This window comes from Flavobacterium sp. (genome assembly GCF_034111225.1).
Classification (GTDB): Bacteria; Bacteroidota; Bacteroidia; order Flavobacteriales; family Flavobacteriaceae; genus Flavobacterium.
This window is the reverse complement of record NZ_JAWUXR010000006.1, coordinates 42,565-61,116: the sequence shown is the minus strand read 5'-3', so window position 1 is coordinate 61,116 and position 18,552 is coordinate 42,565. Positions and strand designations below refer to the sequence as shown.

At 31.2% G+C, this 18,552-nt stretch carries 15 protein-coding genes; 5 read left to right on the top strand and 10 right to left on the bottom strand.

Annotated features, from left to right (window positions below):
• Positions 1-156: 156 nt before the first annotated feature.
• Positions 157-951, bottom strand: coding sequence for a cation transporter (locus UXY25_RS02240; protein WP_320814374.1), 795 nt, complete (start codon positions 949-951; stop codon positions 157-159).
• A complete protein-coding gene (locus tag UXY25_RS02235; RefSeq protein WP_320814373.1) occupies positions 944-2,386 on the bottom strand; it encodes an SDR family oxidoreductase in 1,443 nt (480 codons plus the stop codon). The genes UXY25_RS02240 and UXY25_RS02235 overlap by 8 nt, the downstream gene beginning before the upstream one ends.
• A 353-nt stretch (positions 2,387-2,739) precedes the next feature.
• Here UXY25_RS02235 and UXY25_RS02230 point away from each other — a divergent pair, with 353 nt between their 5' ends.
• The gene (locus tag UXY25_RS02230) at positions 2,740-3,126 is read left to right on the top strand and encodes a cupin domain-containing protein (protein ID WP_320814372.1); all 387 of its coding nucleotides are present in this window, start codon (positions 2,740-2,742) and stop codon (positions 3,124-3,126) included.
• Between the two features lie 196 nt (positions 3,127-3,322).
• On the opposite strand, the gene UXY25_RS02225 is transcribed toward UXY25_RS02230, so the two are convergent.
• Positions 3,323-3,937, bottom strand: a complete 615-nt coding sequence (locus UXY25_RS02225) for a heme-binding protein (RefSeq protein ID WP_320814371.1) — start codon at positions 3,935-3,937, stop codon at positions 3,323-3,325.
• Positions 3,938-4,527: 590 nt separating this feature from the next.
• On the opposite strand from UXY25_RS02225, the gene UXY25_RS02220 reads away from it, so the two are divergent.
• Together UXY25_RS02220 and UXY25_RS02215 are read left to right on the top strand one after the other, a co-directional pair.
• Positions 4,528-5,346, top strand: coding sequence for a GLPGLI family protein (locus UXY25_RS02220; protein WP_320814370.1), 819 nt, complete (start codon positions 4,528-4,530; stop codon positions 5,344-5,346).
• 47 nt (positions 5,347-5,393) lie between these two features.
• On the top strand, positions 5,394-8,108 hold the full coding sequence (locus tag UXY25_RS02215) for a carboxypeptidase-like regulatory domain-containing protein (RefSeq protein ID WP_320814369.1): 2,715 nt from the start codon (positions 5,394-5,396) through the stop codon (positions 8,106-8,108).
• Between the two features lie 94 nt (positions 8,109-8,202).
• On the opposite strand, the gene UXY25_RS02210 is transcribed toward UXY25_RS02215, so the two are convergent.
• From UXY25_RS02210 to UXY25_RS02195, 4 genes are all read right to left on the bottom strand, one after another.
• Positions 8,203-10,047, bottom strand: coding sequence for a cystathionine beta-synthase (locus tag UXY25_RS02210; protein ID WP_320814368.1), 1,845 nt, complete (start codon positions 10,045-10,047; stop codon positions 8,203-8,205).
• 138 nt (positions 10,048-10,185) lie between these two features.
• Entirely contained in the window at positions 10,186-11,019 is an 834-nt protein-coding gene (locus UXY25_RS02205) for an alpha/beta hydrolase (protein ID WP_320814367.1), read from the bottom strand.
• 61 nt (positions 11,020-11,080) lie between these two features.
• The gene (locus UXY25_RS02200) at positions 11,081-12,457 is read right to left on the bottom strand and encodes an aldehyde dehydrogenase (protein WP_320814366.1); all 1,377 of its coding nucleotides are present in this window, start codon (positions 12,455-12,457) and stop codon (positions 11,081-11,083) included.
• Positions 12,458-12,556: 99 nt separating this feature from the next.
• Entirely contained in the window at positions 12,557-14,119 is a 1,563-nt protein-coding gene (locus UXY25_RS02195; RefSeq protein WP_320814365.1) for a GMC oxidoreductase, read from the bottom strand.
• A 225-nt stretch (positions 14,120-14,344) separates the two neighbouring features.
• On the opposite strand from UXY25_RS02195, the gene UXY25_RS02190 reads away from it, so the two are divergent.
• Positions 14,345-15,301: an ion channel gene (locus UXY25_RS02190; RefSeq protein ID WP_320814364.1), complete on the top strand. Its 957-nt coding sequence runs from the start codon at positions 14,345-14,347 to the stop codon at positions 15,299-15,301.
• A 195-nt stretch (positions 15,302-15,496) separates the two neighbouring features.
• Positions 15,497-16,012, top strand: coding sequence for a hypothetical protein (locus UXY25_RS02185; protein WP_320814363.1), 516 nt, complete (start codon positions 15,497-15,499; stop codon positions 16,010-16,012).
• Between the two features lie 151 nt (positions 16,013-16,163).
• Here the strand turns inward: UXY25_RS02185 and UXY25_RS02180 are convergent, their stop codons facing one another.
• The 3 genes from UXY25_RS02180 to rmuC are packed head-to-tail and all read right to left on the bottom strand — an operon-like array spanning position 16,164 to position 18,494.
• Positions 16,164-16,715: an acyl-CoA thioesterase gene (locus UXY25_RS02180; protein ID WP_320814362.1), complete on the bottom strand. Its 552-nt coding sequence runs from the start codon at positions 16,713-16,715 to the stop codon at positions 16,164-16,166.
• Positions 16,715-17,089: a 6-phosphogluconate dehydrogenase gene (locus UXY25_RS02175; protein ID WP_414601360.1), complete on the bottom strand. Its 375-nt coding sequence runs from the start codon at positions 17,087-17,089 to the stop codon at positions 16,715-16,717. Before UXY25_RS02175 ends, UXY25_RS02180 begins: the two co-directional genes overlap by 1 nt.
• A 37-nt stretch (positions 17,090-17,126) precedes the next feature.
• Entirely contained in the window at positions 17,127-18,494 is a 1,368-nt protein-coding gene (gene rmuC, locus UXY25_RS02170; RefSeq protein WP_320814360.1) for a DNA recombination protein RmuC, read from the bottom strand.
• Positions 18,495-18,552 lie beyond the last annotated feature (58 nt).

Here is an 18,552-nt window from a genome sequence, read left to right as displayed (position 1 = left end):
TAAAATTGATTATAACGTTTTTAGGCTCAGTTTTAGTCGCGTAAATTGATAACCAGGTCTTACCAAATATAAGAAATTTTTCTGAAATTTAAAGTTTTTTCGCACTTAAAATAGGTTAATGAATTGATTATGAATAACATTTTAGTTGATGGTTTTTTATTTACTCAATTTTAAAATTCTAAATGCACCTTGAATTACCAAAACGAAAACAATTGTTCCAATAATCAAATCAGGTTTGTTTGAACTCAATAAATTTACCAAGATTCCAGCAATTATTACGCCCAGATTTATAATCACATCATTTGAAGTGAAAATCATACTTGCTTTTATATGTGCTTCTTCCATACTCTTTGATTTTTGCAAAATATAAAGACAAATTCCGTTTGCAATAAGAGCAAAAATAGAGATGATTATCATTGTAGAAAAGTCAGGAATTTTTTCCGATCCGAAAAATCTTCTTAGAACTTCCATAAATCCAATAATTGCAAGTGTGATTTGGAAATATCCAGCAATCTTTGCAATCCTCTTTTTTTTAATAAGCGTTCCACCCACTGCAAACAAACTAATTCCGTAAACAAAACTATCTGCAAGCATATCTAAACTATCTGCAATAAGTCCCATTGATTTTGCAATAAGTCCTGTTGACATTTCGACAATAAAAAAAACAAAATTGATTATAAGTACAGACCAGAGTAGTTTTCTTTGATTTGTATTTTCTTTAAAGTCAGTTTGTTCGGTATATTCTGTAGATGTTTTTTTTCCACCTAGATTCAGTTCGATAATCGAGTTTTCGATTTTATCTATTTCTCCGCTGTGAAAAACGGTCAATTTTCTGTTTGGAATATCAAAATCCAAATTTGCAATACTTGAAATTTCACTCAGTTTTATTCGGATAAGGTTTTCCTCAGACGAGCAATCCATTTTAGAAATTTCAAATATTGTTTTATCCATTTGCTTTCTTAATTTTAGGTTCTGTTGTGATTTGTTTTATCATCCCATTAAAGATAAACCCATGAAAAGGAAATACAGCATACCAATATAATCTGCCAGCTAAGCCTAAAGGTCTGAAAGTTGCAGTTTGAATTAGCTTATCGTTAACAACTTTAAATTCTAACCAAGCTTCTCCAGGTAGTTTCATTTCAGCAAATAAGAGTAAGCGCCCTTCTTTTTTATTAGCATATAATACCCGCCAAAAGTCTATTGCATCACCAACATTTATAGCTGAAGGATGAGTTCTACCTCTTCTAAGTCCAACTCCTCCAAATAATTTATCTATAAAACCTCTAGCTTTCCATAATAAGTTTCCATAATACCATCCGGTTTTACCGCCGATACTCCAGATTTTATTTATACAAATGTTAAGGTCTTCAATAGGTCTAGTTCTAGTATCTTTGAAACATCCAAAAGAAGGTACTTTTATAAATTCAGATATATTGAAATTTAAACCGCTACTCGAATATGCGTCTTTCCAGCTTGAAAGAATTTCGTTGTTTTCAATTTTACTAAAAGCCCTTTTTAAAGATTCTTTATAGTTTAATGGTTCTACTTCAAGAATTGTATTCAGACGATTATCTCTACAAACTACTTCTATTTTCATGCTGTGAACTAGAGATGTAGCGAGTTTATATGAAGTAGATGTAACGAAATACAGCCAATAGGAAGAAAGCTTAGGAGTCATTATTGGAACAACGAAAATTTTACGTTTTAAATTCCGCACTTTTGCAAAATCCAAGAGCATATTTTTGTAAGACAATATATCTGGACCGCCTATGTCAAAATTTTGATTAAACGTTTTTGGATTGAATAATGATTTAGAAAGAAATGCAATAACATCTGAAATTCCAATGGGTTGACATTTAGTGTGCAACCATTTTGGTGTAACCATAACAGGCAGTTTTTCAACTAAATCTCTAATGATTTCAAAAGAAGCACTTCCAGATCCAATAATTATTCCTGCTCTTAATGTGGTGAAATTATATTCCCCTTTACTAAGTTCTAATTCTACATTTTTTCTTGAGGTCAAATGCTTAGAGAGTTCAGTTTCATTAACAATACCACTTAAATAAACAACATGATTTACTTTGGTTCTTTTAAGTGCATTTCTAAAGTTTATTGCAGAAGTTTCCTCTAAGGATTCATAGTCACCAGAAGATGACATGGAGTGAACTAAATAAAAAGCGCCATCAATATCTTCAGGAATACTTTCTAAAGACTTTTCATCTAACAAGTCTAATTTAAGTACTGTAATACTTTCTTTCAAAGATTCAGGAGGATTGAACCTTTTAACATCTCTAACGCAGCAAACTACTTCATGTCCTAATTCAATTAGAACGGGTAGCAGTCGTTTACCAATATATCCTGTTGAGCCTGTTAGTAGTATTTTCATTTTTAATATCCATTATGATTTGTAGCTATAAGTAGAGAGATAAGTCAATGCCAAGTTATAACAAATATAAACAAACTTTAGAAAACCCGGTGAATTTTCCTAAATAATGAATAAGTTTAACGATTGCAAAAAAAAAGTTATGATGATCTAGTTATATACATAGATTTTAAATTTATATATTTTAAATATTCTTCATAAGGTGTTGATAATCAGATTTATTTGTTTATCTTTTATGGATGAATTTAAGAGTTTGTTCTTTTTTTTAGTAGTAATATTCTTTTTTTCTACTAGTGGTAAATAACAAAAAAACTTTCAGTCGTGATATATTAATATAAATTTAAAAAAATAAAATAATGAAAATTTCAAAAGATGACATTGAAGTAAAAATGGAAATTCCTGGAGCTGTTATTCGTCAAAAAACGGAGTTTGGGGATGCTTCTGGATTAGGAAAGATTAGCGGAGAATATTTTAGTCTCTCTGAAGGGGTTGATACTACTCCATTGTTTATGGGGCTCGAAGGGAATTTATGTCAGTGCCCTCATTGGGGATATATCTTGAGCGGTCAAGTTACAACAACTGATGCTAGTGGTTTTGAAGAGACTGTAAAAGCAGAGGATCTTTTTTATTGGCCAGCAGGGCATAATGTAAAGGTTAATGCAGATGCTGAGATTATTATGTTTAGCTCTCAACTTGAACATACTCATGTAATCAATCATATGATTGAAAAAACTAAAGGATAAATTCTACATTTGAAGACGAAGATTAAACTTACTCATAACGTGTTTGTTTATGGTTATTTGTGTTTACTTGGAGCTAAATTAATAACAAACAACGAGCAAGAGGAAATTCTACTAGGATAAGCAACAACGTATAGTCATAACTGTTGCAGTTTAATTTTTCTTCCCAAACTAAGGTAGTTTTAAGCCTATTGATAATTTATTTTTTTTTAATTAAATCAAAAGACTCGTTCTGTAATTCAACAATAACTTCATTTTTGCGATTAAAAACTTCAAAAGGTGGATTGTATCCTAAAAAGTAAAATCGGTTTGTGTAAGTTATTCCCTTGGCATCTAAAGATGTCTTTAATTTTTCTTTATACTTCTCTATTTTTTCATTATTAACCCATCCACCAAATGTAATTGCAGCAACAGTTTTTGCAGGTTCTTCCCGAAATTCGATTTGTGATTGGTTAGGTAGAGGTAGTGTTTCTTTTTTTATTTTTTTTGGAACCATAAACATAACTGTCATAGAGTCTTCCAAGGTCATTGCTACAGGTGAGGTCATAGATATTTTTTCGTTTCTTTCATTTCCGCCAAAAATATATCCGGCTAAAATGGAGAAACCTTTGCTAGAAGAGACTTTAAACTCTTTAGTAGAGAGTTTTACAGAAGTGAATAAAGTTGCCTCGTAACTGCGGATTTCAAAGGTGTCGTATTTTTTATTCACTACATATGGATAAGTTTCAATATTTCTTTGCTCCCTTATAACAAAAAGTTGTGAAATGATAAAGGCTAAAAAGATTACTCCCAGTGATATTAATAATATTTTCATTGTTTGAATTTAAGTATATAGCTTCTTTTATTTGTAATAACTGTAAAGTTTTGTGTTTGAATAGACAACTAATTTAGTAAATAAAAACCAAATATAGTACTGAGGGTTTTCTTAAGTATGCCTCCAATGACTAATTCAACAATTGATAAAAAAGTTAAAAATTGAGAAGAGTTAGTCTTGTATTTTATAATGGATAACAGTCATTAATAATGAAAATAGAATAAATGTAAAACTTCTAAATTCAAGTATAAGTTGAAGGCTGCCAATGACAATTAATATACTTGAGAAAAAATGCCATAGTAACTATAGTGTATCGTGGGTTTTATTTATTACTAACCTAAATGATTGTATTTAAAATATGGTATTAATAGAGCTTTTTAAGATATAAATTCCAAAATGAGGCCTTATTTATTAGACGTTATTTTTTTATTTTTTTCTGATTAATTTATTAAATGAACCTTAAAATACCTTTTCTGTTTTGTTTTTTTTTAGAGAGTAATTTATAATAATAATAATAATTTTAAACAAATAACGTTATTTGTTTAAACTTTTAGTACATTTGTTAAACAAAATAATTAATTCATTTTTTTATGAAATCTTTTTTACTTAAATGTATTTCCATTTCCTTTGTCTTCTTTATGTCGTTTAAGCAGACTACTCAGGATTTTCAAGGTCAGGCTTATTATTTTTCAAAATCTACAATGGACTTAGGTACTTGGGGTGCCCGCATGAGTGAAGCACAGAAAAAAGAGGCTCAAGCGCGTTTAAAAAACAGGCTAGAAAAAACTTATATTTTGAGTTTTAATAAAGAGGAGTCTGTTTTTAAAGAGGAAGAAAAAGTAGATGCTATTTCAGGAGCAACAGATTCTTGGGGTAGTAATTTCACACGTGGAGAACAATATAAAAATGTAAAAAACAACGCTTTAGTTCAAAGTCAAGAATTTTACGGTAAACGATTTTTAGTCAAAGATAAATTGCATTCTATTAGTTGGAATATGGGTAAGGAAACAAAAAAAATAGGTCAGTATTTATGTTTTAAGGCAACTGCATCTGTTCCTACCAACGAGCTTGCATGGTATGATTTTTCATGGAGTGATATAGCACAAACTGAACAAAAAAAGGACTCTACAGAAGTGCCTGAAGTTAAAATGACTTCAGTAGAAGCTTGGTATACGTTGCAAATACCTGTTAGTAATGGTCCTGCTGAATACTGGGGCCTTCCAGGGCTAATTTTAGAAGTAAGTTCAGGTAATACAACTATTTTATGTTCTAAAATTATTCTAAATCCAAAAGAAAAACTTACGATTGTTGCACCCGATAAAGGAAAAGAAATTACTAAAAGTGATTATCAAGCAACTGTTCAAGAAAAAATGCTTGAGATGAGAAATAATCGAGGTAGAAGAAATTAATTCTTATTTTTTGATTTAGGCATTAAAACACATTGAAATATAAGAACATGAAAAAAAATATTTGTTTAATGCTACTATTTGTGGCGAGTATTTTAAATGGACAAATTAGATTAGAAGGCGTTGTCAAGGATAGCCTTAAGAATCCTTTAGAGTTAGCAAATGTGGTTGTTTTAGATCAGCAAACAAATAATTTAGAATCATATGCTATTACTGATAAAGACGGAAACTTTAAACTTGAATTAGGAAAAAATGGTACATACTCTATTCAAGTAAGTTATATTGGTATGAAAACTTTTGAAGAAATACTTTCTACAAAAGAGACTAACATCAAGAAGGACTATACATTAGTTTCCGAAAATGAGCTCGATGAAGTTGAAGTGATTTATGAAATGCCCGTCTCAATCCGGGGTGACACGCTTACATACAATGCGGATTCATTTAATACTGGAACTGAACGTAAGCTTGGTGATATCTTACAAAATTTACCAGGTGTCGAAATTAATGAAAACGGACAAATAGAAGTTGAAGGAAAGGTCGTAAATAAACTAATGGTAAATGGCAAAGATTTTTTTGATGGAGATACCAAATTGGCTTCAAAAAATATTCCTTCAAATGCAGTAGATAAAATACAAGTTTTACGTAATTATGCTGAAGTAGGGCAGCTAAGCAGCGTGCGAAATAACCAAGACAACGTAGCAATAAACATTAAGCTAAAAGAAGGAAAAGAAAATTTTTGGTTTGGTGATATTACAACTGGAGGAGGAGTTTCTCCAGATAAAAACCTTTATGTGGTACAACCTAAATTATTTTACTACAGCCCATCCTACAGTATAAACTTTATTGGAGATCTTAATAACACAGGAGACTTGGCTTTAACGCGTCGTGATATTCGAGGTTTTGGAGGTGGTTTTAGAGCTCCAAGCAATAATAGTGGAACAAGTATTAATCTTGGTGATAACAGTCTTGACTTTCTAACAAATCAAGCAAATGCGCTAGAAATTGAAAATAAGTTAGCTACTGGAAATTTTAGTTATGCTCCTTCGAAGGCTTTAGATTTAAGTGGTTTTGTTATTTACAACAGTAGTCGTATTCTTTCGAAAGAAACTAGCTTTGTTCAGTATACCAATCCAGAATTAGGTATTCCTGATGAAGCTACCGAAAAAACAAGCAATGAACGTTCCAATCAAGTTTTAATTAAGCTAAGTGCAGCATATAAACCCGACGCTAACAACCAAATGGAATATGATGTATTAGGACGTGTTTCTAATGACATACAAAATCAAAATGTTTTTTCATCGGTAATTGGAAATACTAAGCAACTGGATGAAGTTACCCCTTACAGTATTAATCAAAACGTAAATTATTATTATACTCTTGATGAAAATAATATTTTTGCTTTTGAGGCGCAACATTTGTTTAAAAATGAAAATCCTTTTTACAATGCTTTGTTAGTTAATAATCCTACTGGATATGATGCTTTTGATTCTACTGCAGAAGCGTTGGGTTTAGATACTTCATTAAATAATTACGATTTGAATCAGAATCGAAGAATCAAATCAAATCAATTAGATTCAAAATTAGATTATTACCATATTATCAATCAAAAAAGCAATCTTAATTTAACTGCTGGGACCATTTTGAGTCGTCAAGATTTTAATTCGAATATTTTCCAATTTTTAGATGATGGCACTCGTTTTGATCCAACACCAACATTTAATGAAGGAAGATCTACAAACGATACGGAATATGTTTTTAGTGATGTATATTTAGGATTCCATTATCGTTTTAAAACTGGAAAATTTACTATTACTCCTGGTTTTTCAATCCATTCTTACGCTAACAAGAACAGTCAATTTGGCGAAACATTCCAAAACAACTTTCTACGATTTTTACCAGATTTTGAAACACGCATTCAGTTCAAAAAGAGTGAGACTTTAACTTTACGTTACGATATGCGAAATCAGTTTACTGACGTTACTCGTTTAGCAGAAGGTTTAGTACTTAATAATTTTAATAATATTCAGTTTGGCGAACCTGACCTTCAAAATGCATTATCACATAATGTAAGTTTGTTGTACAGTAGTTTTAATTTGTTTAATTATACAAATGTATTTGCACGTGCTGCTTATTCTAATAATATTGATCAAATACGTGGACTAACTAATTTCGAAAACGTTATTAGAACAAGTACTTTTTTTAATTCTAATTTTGCTGATGAGAACGTTAATGTTACGGGAAGAATTCAAAGAACTTTTGGAAAAGTTAGAGCTAGTTTGAACGGAAGTTTTAATTATAGTAAAATTAACCAGTTTATACAGGGACAACAATCTATTAATGAAGGATACACGCAAACTTACACGCCTGGTATTCGAACTAATTATAAAATTGCACCCAATATAAGTCTTAGTTATCGATATAGTGTAACTGACAATAATCAAGGTAGCAGGAAAACAACTTTCATAACCAATGCACCTACTGTTTCATTTGATGCGTACGTTTGGAAAAAAATTACGGCTAAAAGCAATTATAGTTACACAAGTCAAAGTGATGGGAGTGGAGAACAACAATCTTTTCAAAATTGGGATGCAACGATTTCGTATAGAAAAGACAGAGATGCAAAATGTGAATATGAACTAAGGGCTAGTAATATTTTGAATATTGATTCTCAGGTTAGAAATAGCGCGAATAGTGTTTCTGTTTTTTCTTCTGAGACTTTTATTCAGCCTCGTTTTATAACTTTAAGATTTACTTATACTTTATAGGAATCTATTTGTATAAGAAAGCTTCTTCTTACTATTATTAGAAAGTAACCTATTAATAATTTAAACAAGTTGGGGGTAATTACCCCCAACTTGTTTAAATATTTTTAACAAAATCTAAAAAGACTTTTTTATGCAATTCAAGATTCATATTTCCAGAAAGCGCTACACGGGCAATATAATCTTTGTCGCCTTCTTTAGTTGTTCCTTGTGTAGAAGTTGCAGGAATTGTCCAATAACAACCTTTTAACTGTCCGTAACTTACGCAATACTTACTTTCATTAGGAATTTTGGTAATCATTAAATTAATTAACTTCAAATTTAAGTTTCTTTTATAAGCTTCTTTTTCTGCAGCATTATTTCCTTTAGTAGGAAGGTCTAATGAAAACACAGAAGGCGTAAACCCTTGTTTTGCTAATTCTTCTGAAACAAAATTGATTTTTGCATTAGGTAAAACTTCGTGAATATAATTCACAAATTCACGAGTGTTTTTATACGCATCCGCAATTCTTTGGTTCATTGATGGTAGTTGTTTTGCTAATATCTCATATTGAAGATTAGTAGCTTCATTATCGCAAAGATCTAGATGCAAGGCTATTTTTTCCATCAAAGAATCTGTTTTTTTATTCCCTACACAATAACCAGAAGTACATTTTCCACCACTTGGGAATTTTGATCCACTAGCAAATGAAATGGTTCTAATCGATGCGAGTATGTCTTCTTCTCCTAAAAAGTGTACGTTAGGACAAAATGTTTGGTCTAAAATAAAAACTGGGTCAATAGCAATTGTACCTGTTGCAGTTTTACGTTCCTTAGTTAGAACAGCTTTTAATTGTATAAGATTTGGAACTTCAACTCTAGGGTTTGTTGGAATTTCAGCAATGATGTACGGAATTGCATCTTCATTAGCAATTTGGGTTAAAACGGCATCAATACTTTGATTCATATCGTTATCGCCATCCACTAGTAAATCTACTATTTCAACATTATCAATACATGCTGCAACACGACGTGCTTGATCATTTGTTCCACCGTAACAATTTGGAGGAACAACAATTTTAATTGCTTTTCCTTTGTGGTTTTCAACCGCATCATGAATTAATCCCATTAAAATAGCATACTGAATAGACAATCCGCTAGACGCAACTAGTGGTTTTGTACTTGTATTCGTAATCTTTTTAATTGAATCTAAAACCGATTTTTTATCTGCTTCAATATTACTTTTTATAGCTTTAACAGGAGACTGAGCTACTAACGATTTTAAAGCTGTAAGGGAATCTGCCGGTGTCATTGAAATGGTTTCTCTTCTTCTTACATGCTGAATTTCTGAGGTGTAACTTTCGTTTTGTTCTCCGTTTACAAGTAAAATACTTCCTAATTGTTCATAAAGGCTGATAAAAAAGTCAACTCCACTAGGAATAGCAGTTGTGCCAATTTTTTCTTCATTTGAAATTAAAACAGTACTACCATTAAATGCAGGAATAGCTTCTGATTTTTCAATTTTCTTCAAATCAAAACGATAGCTATAAATATTTTTCACTACTTCAGCATCAAAAAAATCAGGTAACTCACCTGTATAAAGAATTTGCGTGTTTTTATTGTCTAATAAGTTTTTTCTAAGAATTGCTAAAACAGGCATTGTTTTAGATGAAAAGCTAATTACATTTTCTGATTTCTGATTATTTATGTTAGCAATTCCCCATTCTAGTATACAGGATAATGGATGACCTAATCGAATATAGTCGTATGCAGTTGGTAAGTCATTTAGTACAGGTGATTCAGAATTATCGTCATTAAATAAGGTTTCAAACTGATCTAAGAACTGCGTTTTAGCTAATTTTTCATCATAAATATCTAGTCGATGGGTTGTTGTATCCAGCCAACCAGTTGGCATATTTGTTAATACATTTTTTATATAATGTAGTATTTTATTTTCAGTCATGATTTTGTCTTTAGATAGACCGCAATTTACGTTAATTAGATTTATTTTAAAAGAGTTATTACGTGTTTTGTCACGAGTCTAACCAATGGATAGAGTAATGAGTAATATTAGCTCTTGAGTTTGAAACAAACTAAGATTCTATTTATGAAAGCTTATGAACTCATTTATTTCTTTGTAATGTTTATTCCAAGGAAATAAGAATTGACTCATCATTGGTATATGTTTCTTGTTTAGAAAATTTATCTCTGCAATTGGTTGGTATACTTTCAACTTTTCGACAAAATCTTTATTTGAAGAAATAATTGAGGTATAGGTTTTGGCACCAACATAGATTAAAAATGGAGGTGCTTTTTCAGATAAAAAATAAATAGGTGAAGCATCTTTCCAATTGTCCTGATCTTCTGTCCAAGTAACATTATAATTATGGTTTTTTGTTGGAGGATTTTCTTTTAGATAGGAATACATATCTAATCCTGCTGCATCATTAAGTATAATTCCCTTGATTATTTTTGTGTTCTCCAAATATTTTGGATTTGTTCCCACTAAGGCAATTAAATGACCACCGGCAGAATGTCCCATAAGAAATATTTGATTAGGGTCTCCATTGTATTGTGCAATGTTTTCATAGGTCCATTGAATAGCTCCAGCAATTTCTTTTGCCATAGTGTCATAATTTCCTTCAGGGCTTAAAGTGTAATTTGGGATAACTGTTAGAATTCCTTTTTTGGCAAAATTACGACCCAAAAAACCATAAATGTCTTTACTTCCTTCATTCCAATATCCACCGTGAATAAAAATAACTACAGGCTTTTTTTCTGATTTTCGAGGTTGAAAAACATCTAGTTCAGGAAAAGACTCTACTTTAGTTGTAGAGCTTTTTAGATATGATATGTCTTTTATTTTTTTTGAAGCGCAACTGGTTAATAAAAACACACAAAATAGTGATGTTAGAATTCTTAATAGTTTAATCATAGTTTTATTTTGTTTATTTAATGCGTTAATTTTATTTCAATTACCTACTTTTTATCATGAATTAGACAAATCTCTTTAGTATTTTAAAATATTTAAAGGGAACATATTTCAGTGGTAAATCAATCCAAGTTGGAGAAGTTATAATTGACCTTTTATTGCTAAACGCTAAAAAACTATCCTGTCCATGATATTTTCCCATTCCGCTATTTCCAACTCCTCCAAAAGGCAAGTTGTGGTTTGTAATATGCATCAGTGTATCGTTTATACAAGCTCCTCCAGATGTTGTTCTTGCTAGGACTTCTTTAGCTTTCTTATTTCTCCCAAAATAGTAGAATGCTAACGGTTTTTCATTTTCATTGATATAATCGATAGGTTCATTGATATTATCAAAGGTTATTACGGGTAAAATAGGTCCAAATATTTCCTCTTGCATAATTAAGAAATCCGGAAGTACTTCGTCGATTATGGTTGGTGAAATGAACCTTTCTTTTAAATCTATTTCGCCACCTGAGTGCATTTTACCTTGCTTTAATAACCCTGACAAGCGCTCTACTGCTTGTTCGTTTACAATGCGTGGATAAAACCGACTTTGCTTGATATTCTCTCCATACATTAATTTAATATGCTTAGTAATAGAATTCAATAACTCGTCCTTAATCGAATGATGTGCAAAAAGGTAATCGGGTGCAATACAAGTCTGTCCGGCATTGATTAATTTACCCCAGGCTATGCGTTTAGCAGCAATATCTATATTTGCATCTGCATCAACGATACATGGACTTTTTCCGCCCAATTCTAAAATCACAGGAGTTAGATGCTCGGCAGCAGCTTTCATTACTACTTTACCAACTTTTGTACTTCCCGTGAAGAAAATAATATCAAAACGCTGTGAGAATAATATTGTATTTGTTTCTCTACCTCCTTGTACAATGCTAATGTAATTTGAATTGAAATTTCCTGTAATCAGATGCTCCATTATTTTGGCAACATTAGGAGTGTCTGGTGAAGGTTTTAAAATACAACAACAGCCAGAAGAAATTGCTCCAACCAATGAATTAATGAGTAGTTGAAATGGATAATTCCAAGGAGCAACGATCAAGGCAACACCTAAGGGTTCATAAATTACTTTACTTGATGAAGGAAATAAATGAATGGGAGTATATACTTTTTTAGGTTTCGCCCATTCTTTTAGGTGTAAAATGTGGTTGTCGATTTCTCCTACTACAATGCTAATTTCAGTTAAATATGATTCTTCAGGAGATTTGTGTAAGTCTTTCCAAAGTGCTTGCTCAATTTTCCCTTGATTCTTGATAATGGCTTTTTTTAGCTTATGAAGTTGAGTTAACCGAAACCCAATATCTTTTGTTTTCTGAGTTGAGAAAAACTCTCTTTGATTAACAATATGATTGACGATTACACTTTCAGCAGTTTCTTCCATTTTTATATTTTTTTGAACCAATTATTGTTGCACCCTTTAAAATGATCTATTGTTTTATAAATTATTTAGTACGTTTTAATATGTTACGATGTATGGAGCTCATACATTTTTAGCTGCTATTTGATCCATTGCGCGTTCTGCAATAGCCGTAATTGATAAAGATGGATTAACTCCAGGGTTTGCTGAAATCATTGAACCATCAATAATGTAGAGGTTTTTATAGCCAAAAACTTTATTGTCTTTGTCGATAACACCTTCTGAAGAGTTTTCTCCCATAACAGCGCCTCCCAAAATATGCGCAGTCGATGGAATTCCTGCAAGTGTTTCTAAAGCAAATGAAGTACTTACACCATTTACTACCTTACTATATTCCTTAATTAATTTAACCGATTCGGGAATAAAAGGAGTTGGTTTTTTACCAGTGCTAACAGTTGAACCCATAAAGCCAAAACGATTTCTTTTAAACCTTAGCGTGCTATCTAGGGATTGCATAAAAAGAAGTACGACTGTTTTTTTTGCCCAACTGTTCACAAAATAAATTTTGAAATATTTGATTGGTGATTTTACTAAAGCGACGAATACCTTTGCTAAACGAAAGAAGACATTACTACCCGTTACATAAGGAAAGTGTAAAAGTTTCCATGCGTTTGAGCCTTCAGCATACCTGCATATTTCTAAATGACTATTTTCATCTGTATCTAAAATACTTCCAATTGCAACACCTTTCGAAAAGTTTTTGTCTTTTTCAAGAGTTGATACACTCACTAGTGTTTCATTATTAGTTCGTATGTCTTGGCCTAATCGATCTGAAAGATTAGGTAATGAAGTAGTTTTTAATTTCAGCAGTAGTTTTATAGTTCCTAAAACACCACCAGAAAAAATAACACTTTTACTTTTAAGGGTATTTCTTTTGGTAAAAAAAAGGGTACTCGTTTTTAAGGCAACTTCATACCCATTTTCTCCATCTTCTGTTTTTTGGGGTTTCACATCGTAAACTTCATGTTCAGCAAGTATTTCTGCACCATATTTTTGAGCCAAGTACAAATAATTCTTATCTAATGTATTTTTAGAATTATTTCGACATCCAGTCATGCAAGCACCACAATAATTACAACCTGTTCTTTCTGGACCCTCACCATTAAAATAAGGATCTTTTTTGGTCACATTTTCTTCACCAAAATAAACAGCAACATTAGTAGCGTCAAATTTATCTTCCATATGGAGTTTTTGTGCTACTTTTTTTAGCCCAATATCTCCGTCAAATAATTTAGGGTTTTTGACAGCGCCGAGCATTCTCAAGGCTTCTTGATAATAGGGGGCAAGATCGTTTTCCCAGTCATTTAATTTACTCCATGAACCTGTTTTAAAAAACGTTGATTTTGGAATAGGTAATGTATTGGCATAAACTAATGATCCACCACCCACGCCTGTACCTGAGAGAACTGCAACATGTTTGAAAATGGTTAATTTCATAATACCAAAAAAGCGTAGACTTGGCATCCAAAGCCATTTTCTAAAATTCCAATTGGTCTTAGGAAAATCTTTAGCCTCAAACCATTTACCTTTTTCAACTACTAAAACTTTGTATCCTTTTTTTGATAATCTTAAGGCACTTACCGAACCTCCAAAACCACTACCAACTATAATATAATCGTACTCCATTTTTTGTGTTCAATGCATTATTAATCATAATGTTTTCAACTTTAAGTAGAAGTAATTTGCCAAAAACGCTTATTACAAATATAGAGAAACTTTATAAAATTTGAGCTGTTTTTAGAGGTGATTACAAGCTAATTTCTAAATAGTATTTACTTTTTAAAAATTGGATAATATCTATTGTAATGGTTTTCCAAAATTATTTAGCTAATTTTACTTAAAATAATACCGATGGATTTTTTAAAACGTATTAATACAAAAGCAAAAACAGATAACAATACTGGTTTTGGGAGTAATTCTTCTAATTATGGTGGGCGTTTTTTAACCAAAAACGGAAATGCAAACGTTCGTAAAGATGGTATTGGTTTTTTTGAAAGTATTAGTTGGTATCATACCATGCTCAATATCCCGCGTTGGAAATTTTTGTTTATTATTTTACTTTTTTACATTGTGGTAAATTTGTTTTTTGCAATTCTATATTACTTAATTGGCGTTGAACATTTAAACGGAATTACTGCAAATTCAAATTGGGAAAAATTCGGTCAAGCGTATTTTTTCAGTATTCAGACTTATACAACTGTTGGTTATGGTCACATTAACCCAACAGGCTTTTTGGCAAGTTTAGTTTCTTCTATTGAAGCTTTAATTGGATTACTAACTTTTGCCATTGCAACTGGTTTGTTTTTTGGTCGTTTTAGTAGGCCAAGTGCATTTGTACGTTTTTCAGAAAATGCCGTCATTGCACCTTATCAAAATGGAAAAGCCTTAATGTTTCGCTTGGCTCCCTTTAAGAACACTAATCTAGTTGATGCGGAAGCACGATTGACAGTAGGTATAAGTGTGGAAGAAAACGACACTATTGTAAACAAATTTTACACGTTACCGCTTGAAATGGAGCGTATAAACGCATTAACATTAAGTTGGACAATAGTCCATCCAATTAATGAAGAAAGTCCATTATTCGCTTTTAAAGAGTCAGATTATGAAAATATTCAAGGAGAGTTTTTAGTTTTCTTTAAAACATTTGAAGACATGTATAGTTCAACCGTAGTAAAACGAACTTCTTACACTTTTAAAGAAGTAGTTTATGGTGCTAAATTTTTACCCATGTTTACACGAAACAATCAAAATGATAAAACAATTCTTCATTTGGATAAATTAAATGCTTTTGAAAAAGTAAAACTATAATGCTTATTTCAAAGTAAAAGAGCATTATGTATTTATATTTTTAACAGTTTGTTTACTTGTTTTTTCAGTCACTTTTAAAATGTCAACCATTTAAAAATTAATGAGTTATTTGCATTTTTCTTAAAAAAAAATTAAAAAAATAATATAATAATCGTTTTTTTAATTTACATTTAAAACTTATTAACTTATTAAGCTATGAAAAAAATCATTTTATTATTGGCCCTAATTATTACAACGGGCTTGACATTAAACTCATGTCAAACAGACGACAGTACACCAAGTCAAAAATTAAGTAAGAATTCTCCATTAATTAATTTACTAATGAGGGTTTCTCATGACGGTATGGTTGTGGTTAGAGACGGTAACATCGACAATGATGATGACAACGATGATGAAAATGAGGATATCGATTGTGTTAATATAGTTTATCCGTTAAGTTTTACCGTTAATGATGTTGATGGAAACACAACTTCAGTTACCTTAAACAATGACGCTGATTTATATGCTTTTTTAACAGATTTTGAAGATAATGGAACATTGACCATTAATTACCCCGTAACAATAACTACTATTGAAGGGGAAACTATTACCATAAATAATAACGAACAATTTGAGGACGCGATTGAAAATTGTGGTGATATGGATGACGACGACGACGATGACAATGACGACGATAATGACGACGATAATGACGACGACAACGACAATTAATAATTAATAAATTTTTAAAATAAAAAAACCTCACTGATTAAGTGAGGTTTTTTTATTTTTAAGTATACAATTAATCCTATGTTAACAACAAATAATCATAACAATTTTCTTCCTACTAAATTAAATACTTTTGAAAAAGTAAAGCTATAATCTATTTTAAATTTAGAATGACATTATAGTTTTCCAATTGTTTAAGTGCTTCTTTAGATTGATGGTCGAAGTTGTTTTCCAGTTCTTTATATCGTTTTTTGTGATTTATTTTTCGAATACAATCATAAAAACGACGAATTTCTTCGAGAGAAGTCAATTCTAATTTTGGAACATTTACTTTAGAACCGTTTTGGTCTTTGGCTACCATTGTAAAATAACTCGAATTGCAATGTTTTATTTTCCCAGTTTGAATGTTTTCTGAAATTACTCTAATTCCTACAACCATAGAACTGTTTCCCACATAGTTTACCGAAGCTTTTAAAGTTACCAGTTCGCCAATTTCAACCGGATTTAGAAAATCTACCGTATCTACGGAAGCAGTTACACAATAAGAACCCGAATATTTAGATGCGGATGCAAAAGCAATTTGATCCATTAGTTGTAACAAATAACCACCATGTATTTTTCCACTGAAATTAGAGTGCGAGGGCAACATCAATTCAGTTAAAGTGACTTTTGATGCATTTACAGTATTATGTTTTTTTAAATTCATTATTCTCTGAAATAAGGTGAGCTTTCTTTTTCTACTTTAGTAACAAAATATCTAGTATCGCCCCACCAAAAAAAAGTTCGGTAACGTTCTAAATATTCTACTTTAACAAAATTACCCTGAAGCTTTTTTAGACTATCAATAACCGTTGGGTGATTGTCCATTATTGAAAACTGAAAAACTTGTGCTCCTGAAATTCCTTGGCTAATTTCACCTTCCCAAGTTTTAATTACATAACCTTTTTTACTTATTTTAATTAATTCACCACTTCGTACGCCTTCGCTATAAGGAACATAGTATACAAATGTGAAATATAAAGTTGTAACCAATGTTGCTAATAAAATAACATATAAGAAAAACTTCTTTACAGGATGCATTCTCTTTTTTGTTTTTTGCTCTTTCAAGTCGTTTATTTTAGTTGCTGTCGGATTCATTTTCTATAGCTCTTTTAATTATGTTTTCAGGTAAAGCTTTTTTGGCTTTTGCACCCATTTTCTTTAATTTTTCTGCACTTCGTACAAGGTTTCCTTTTCCTTCTACTAGTTTGTTCATGGCGCTGCCGTACTCTACTTTAGCCTCGTCCATTTTTTTACCAATTTTTACCAAATCACCTACAAAACCTTCAAACTTATCATATAAAGCTCCAGCTTGGCGTGCAATTTCAATAGCGTTTTCTTGTTGCTTTTGGTTGGTCCACATACTATCAATAGTGCGTAAAGTTGCCAAAAGGGTAGTAGGTGTTACAATTACAATGTTTTTTTCAAATGCTTTGTTGTATAAAGAATTATCCTCGTTTAAAGCCAATGCAAATGCAGGTTCAATAGGAATGAAAAGTAAAACAAAATCTGGACTTTCCATTTCGTAAATGTCTTGGTAATTTTTATCACTCAATTGGTCTACGTGTCTTTTTACCGAATTTACATGTTCTTTTAAGAAAGTTGCTTTTGCATCATCGTCTTCCTCATTTACAAAGCGTTCGTAAGCTGTTAGTGATACTTTCGAATCGACAACCATTTTCTTTCCATCCGGAAGATTAATAATTACATCGGGAAGAACTCTAGAGCCTTCTTCGTTAGTAAAACTTTGCTGCACTTCATATTCACGTCCTTTCTCTAAACCTGATTTTTCTAAAACACGCTCTAAAACAAGTTCGCCCCAGTTTCCTTGCATTTTACTGTCACCTTTTAAAGCTTTGGTCAAGTTCACTGTTTCCTTACTCATTTTTTCATTCATATCACGAAGACCAAGTATTTGTTGGCGTAATGCAGCATGATAATCGATGCTTTCTTTATGTGTGTCGTCTACTTTTTTTTCAAATAACTGAATTTTCTCTTGAAGCGGATTCAAGATATTCTTCATGTTCTCTTTGTTCTGTTCCGTAAACTTATTCGTTTTTTCTTCCAGAATTTTATTCGCTAAATTTTCAAATTCTTTGGTAAACTTTTCTTGTAATTGTTCTACTTCTTGTTTTTGTTCTTTATTACGTTCTAATAAATTATCAAAGTCATTTTCTTTTTTCGCTAAATGAATAGCAAATGCTTCTCTTTCTTTTTGGACGTTTTCTTTATCTAAATGCAACTGAGAATAAGTTTTTTCAAACTGATTTTTCTCCGATTGAAATTGGATTTTTAACAGTTCTATTTGACCTAATAAACCATTTACACGTTCTTCTAATCCTGATTTCTGTGATTGTGATTCTGCTTTTGAAAGCATTTTACCAATAAAGAACCCTATGGCTAATGCTAAAATAAAGATGGCGATTATTAAAAGTGTTTGCGACATATAAAAGTTTTATAGTTGTAAAATTACATAATAAAATCAATTTAAGAATTGTTATCTG

Excerpts from the sequence above, each read along its gene's own strand:
- UXY25_RS02240 (WP_320814374.1), bottom strand. The coding sequence starts at position 951 with ATGGATAAAACAATATTTGAAATTTCTAAAATGGATTGCTCGTCTGAG.
- UXY25_RS02235 (WP_320814373.1), bottom strand. The coding sequence starts at position 2,386 with ATGAAAATACTACTAACAGGCTCAACAGGATATATTGGTAAACGACTG.
- UXY25_RS02230 (WP_320814372.1), top strand. The coding sequence starts at position 2,740 with ATGAAAATTTCAAAAGATGACATTGAAGTAAAAATGGAAATTCCTGGA.
- UXY25_RS02225 (WP_320814371.1), bottom strand. The coding sequence starts at position 3,937 with ATGAAAATATTATTAATATCACTGGGAGTAATCTTTTTAGCCTTTATC.
- UXY25_RS02220 (WP_320814370.1), top strand. The coding sequence starts at position 4,528 with ATGAAATCTTTTTTACTTAAATGTATTTCCATTTCCTTTGTCTTCTTT.
- UXY25_RS02215 (WP_320814369.1), top strand. The coding sequence starts at position 5,394 with ATGAAAAAAAATATTTGTTTAATGCTACTATTTGTGGCGAGTATTTTA.
- UXY25_RS02210 (WP_320814368.1), bottom strand. The coding sequence starts at position 10,047 with ATGACTGAAAATAAAATACTACATTATATAAAAAATGTATTAACAAAT.
- UXY25_RS02205 (WP_320814367.1), bottom strand. The coding sequence starts at position 11,019 with ATGATTAAACTATTAAGAATTCTAACATCACTATTTTGTGTGTTTTTA.
- UXY25_RS02200 (WP_320814366.1), bottom strand. The coding sequence starts at position 12,457 with ATGGAAGAAACTGCTGAAAGTGTAATCGTCAATCATATTGTTAATCAA.
- UXY25_RS02195 (WP_320814365.1), bottom strand. The coding sequence starts at position 14,119 with ATGGAGTACGATTATATTATAGTTGGTAGTGGTTTTGGAGGTTCGGTA.
- UXY25_RS02190 (WP_320814364.1), top strand. The coding sequence starts at position 14,345 with ATGGATTTTTTAAAACGTATTAATACAAAAGCAAAAACAGATAACAAT.
- UXY25_RS02185 (WP_320814363.1), top strand. The coding sequence starts at position 15,497 with ATGAAAAAAATCATTTTATTATTGGCCCTAATTATTACAACGGGCTTG.
- UXY25_RS02180 (WP_320814362.1), bottom strand. The coding sequence starts at position 16,715 with ATGAATTTAAAAAAACATAATACTGTAAATGCATCAAAAGTCACTTTA.
- UXY25_RS02175 (WP_414601360.1), bottom strand. The coding sequence starts at position 17,089 with ATGCATCCTGTAAAGAAGTTTTTCTTATATGTTATTTTATTAGCAACA.
- rmuC (WP_320814360.1), bottom strand. The coding sequence starts at position 18,494 with ATGTCGCAAACACTTTTAATAATCGCCATCTTTATTTTAGCATTAGCC.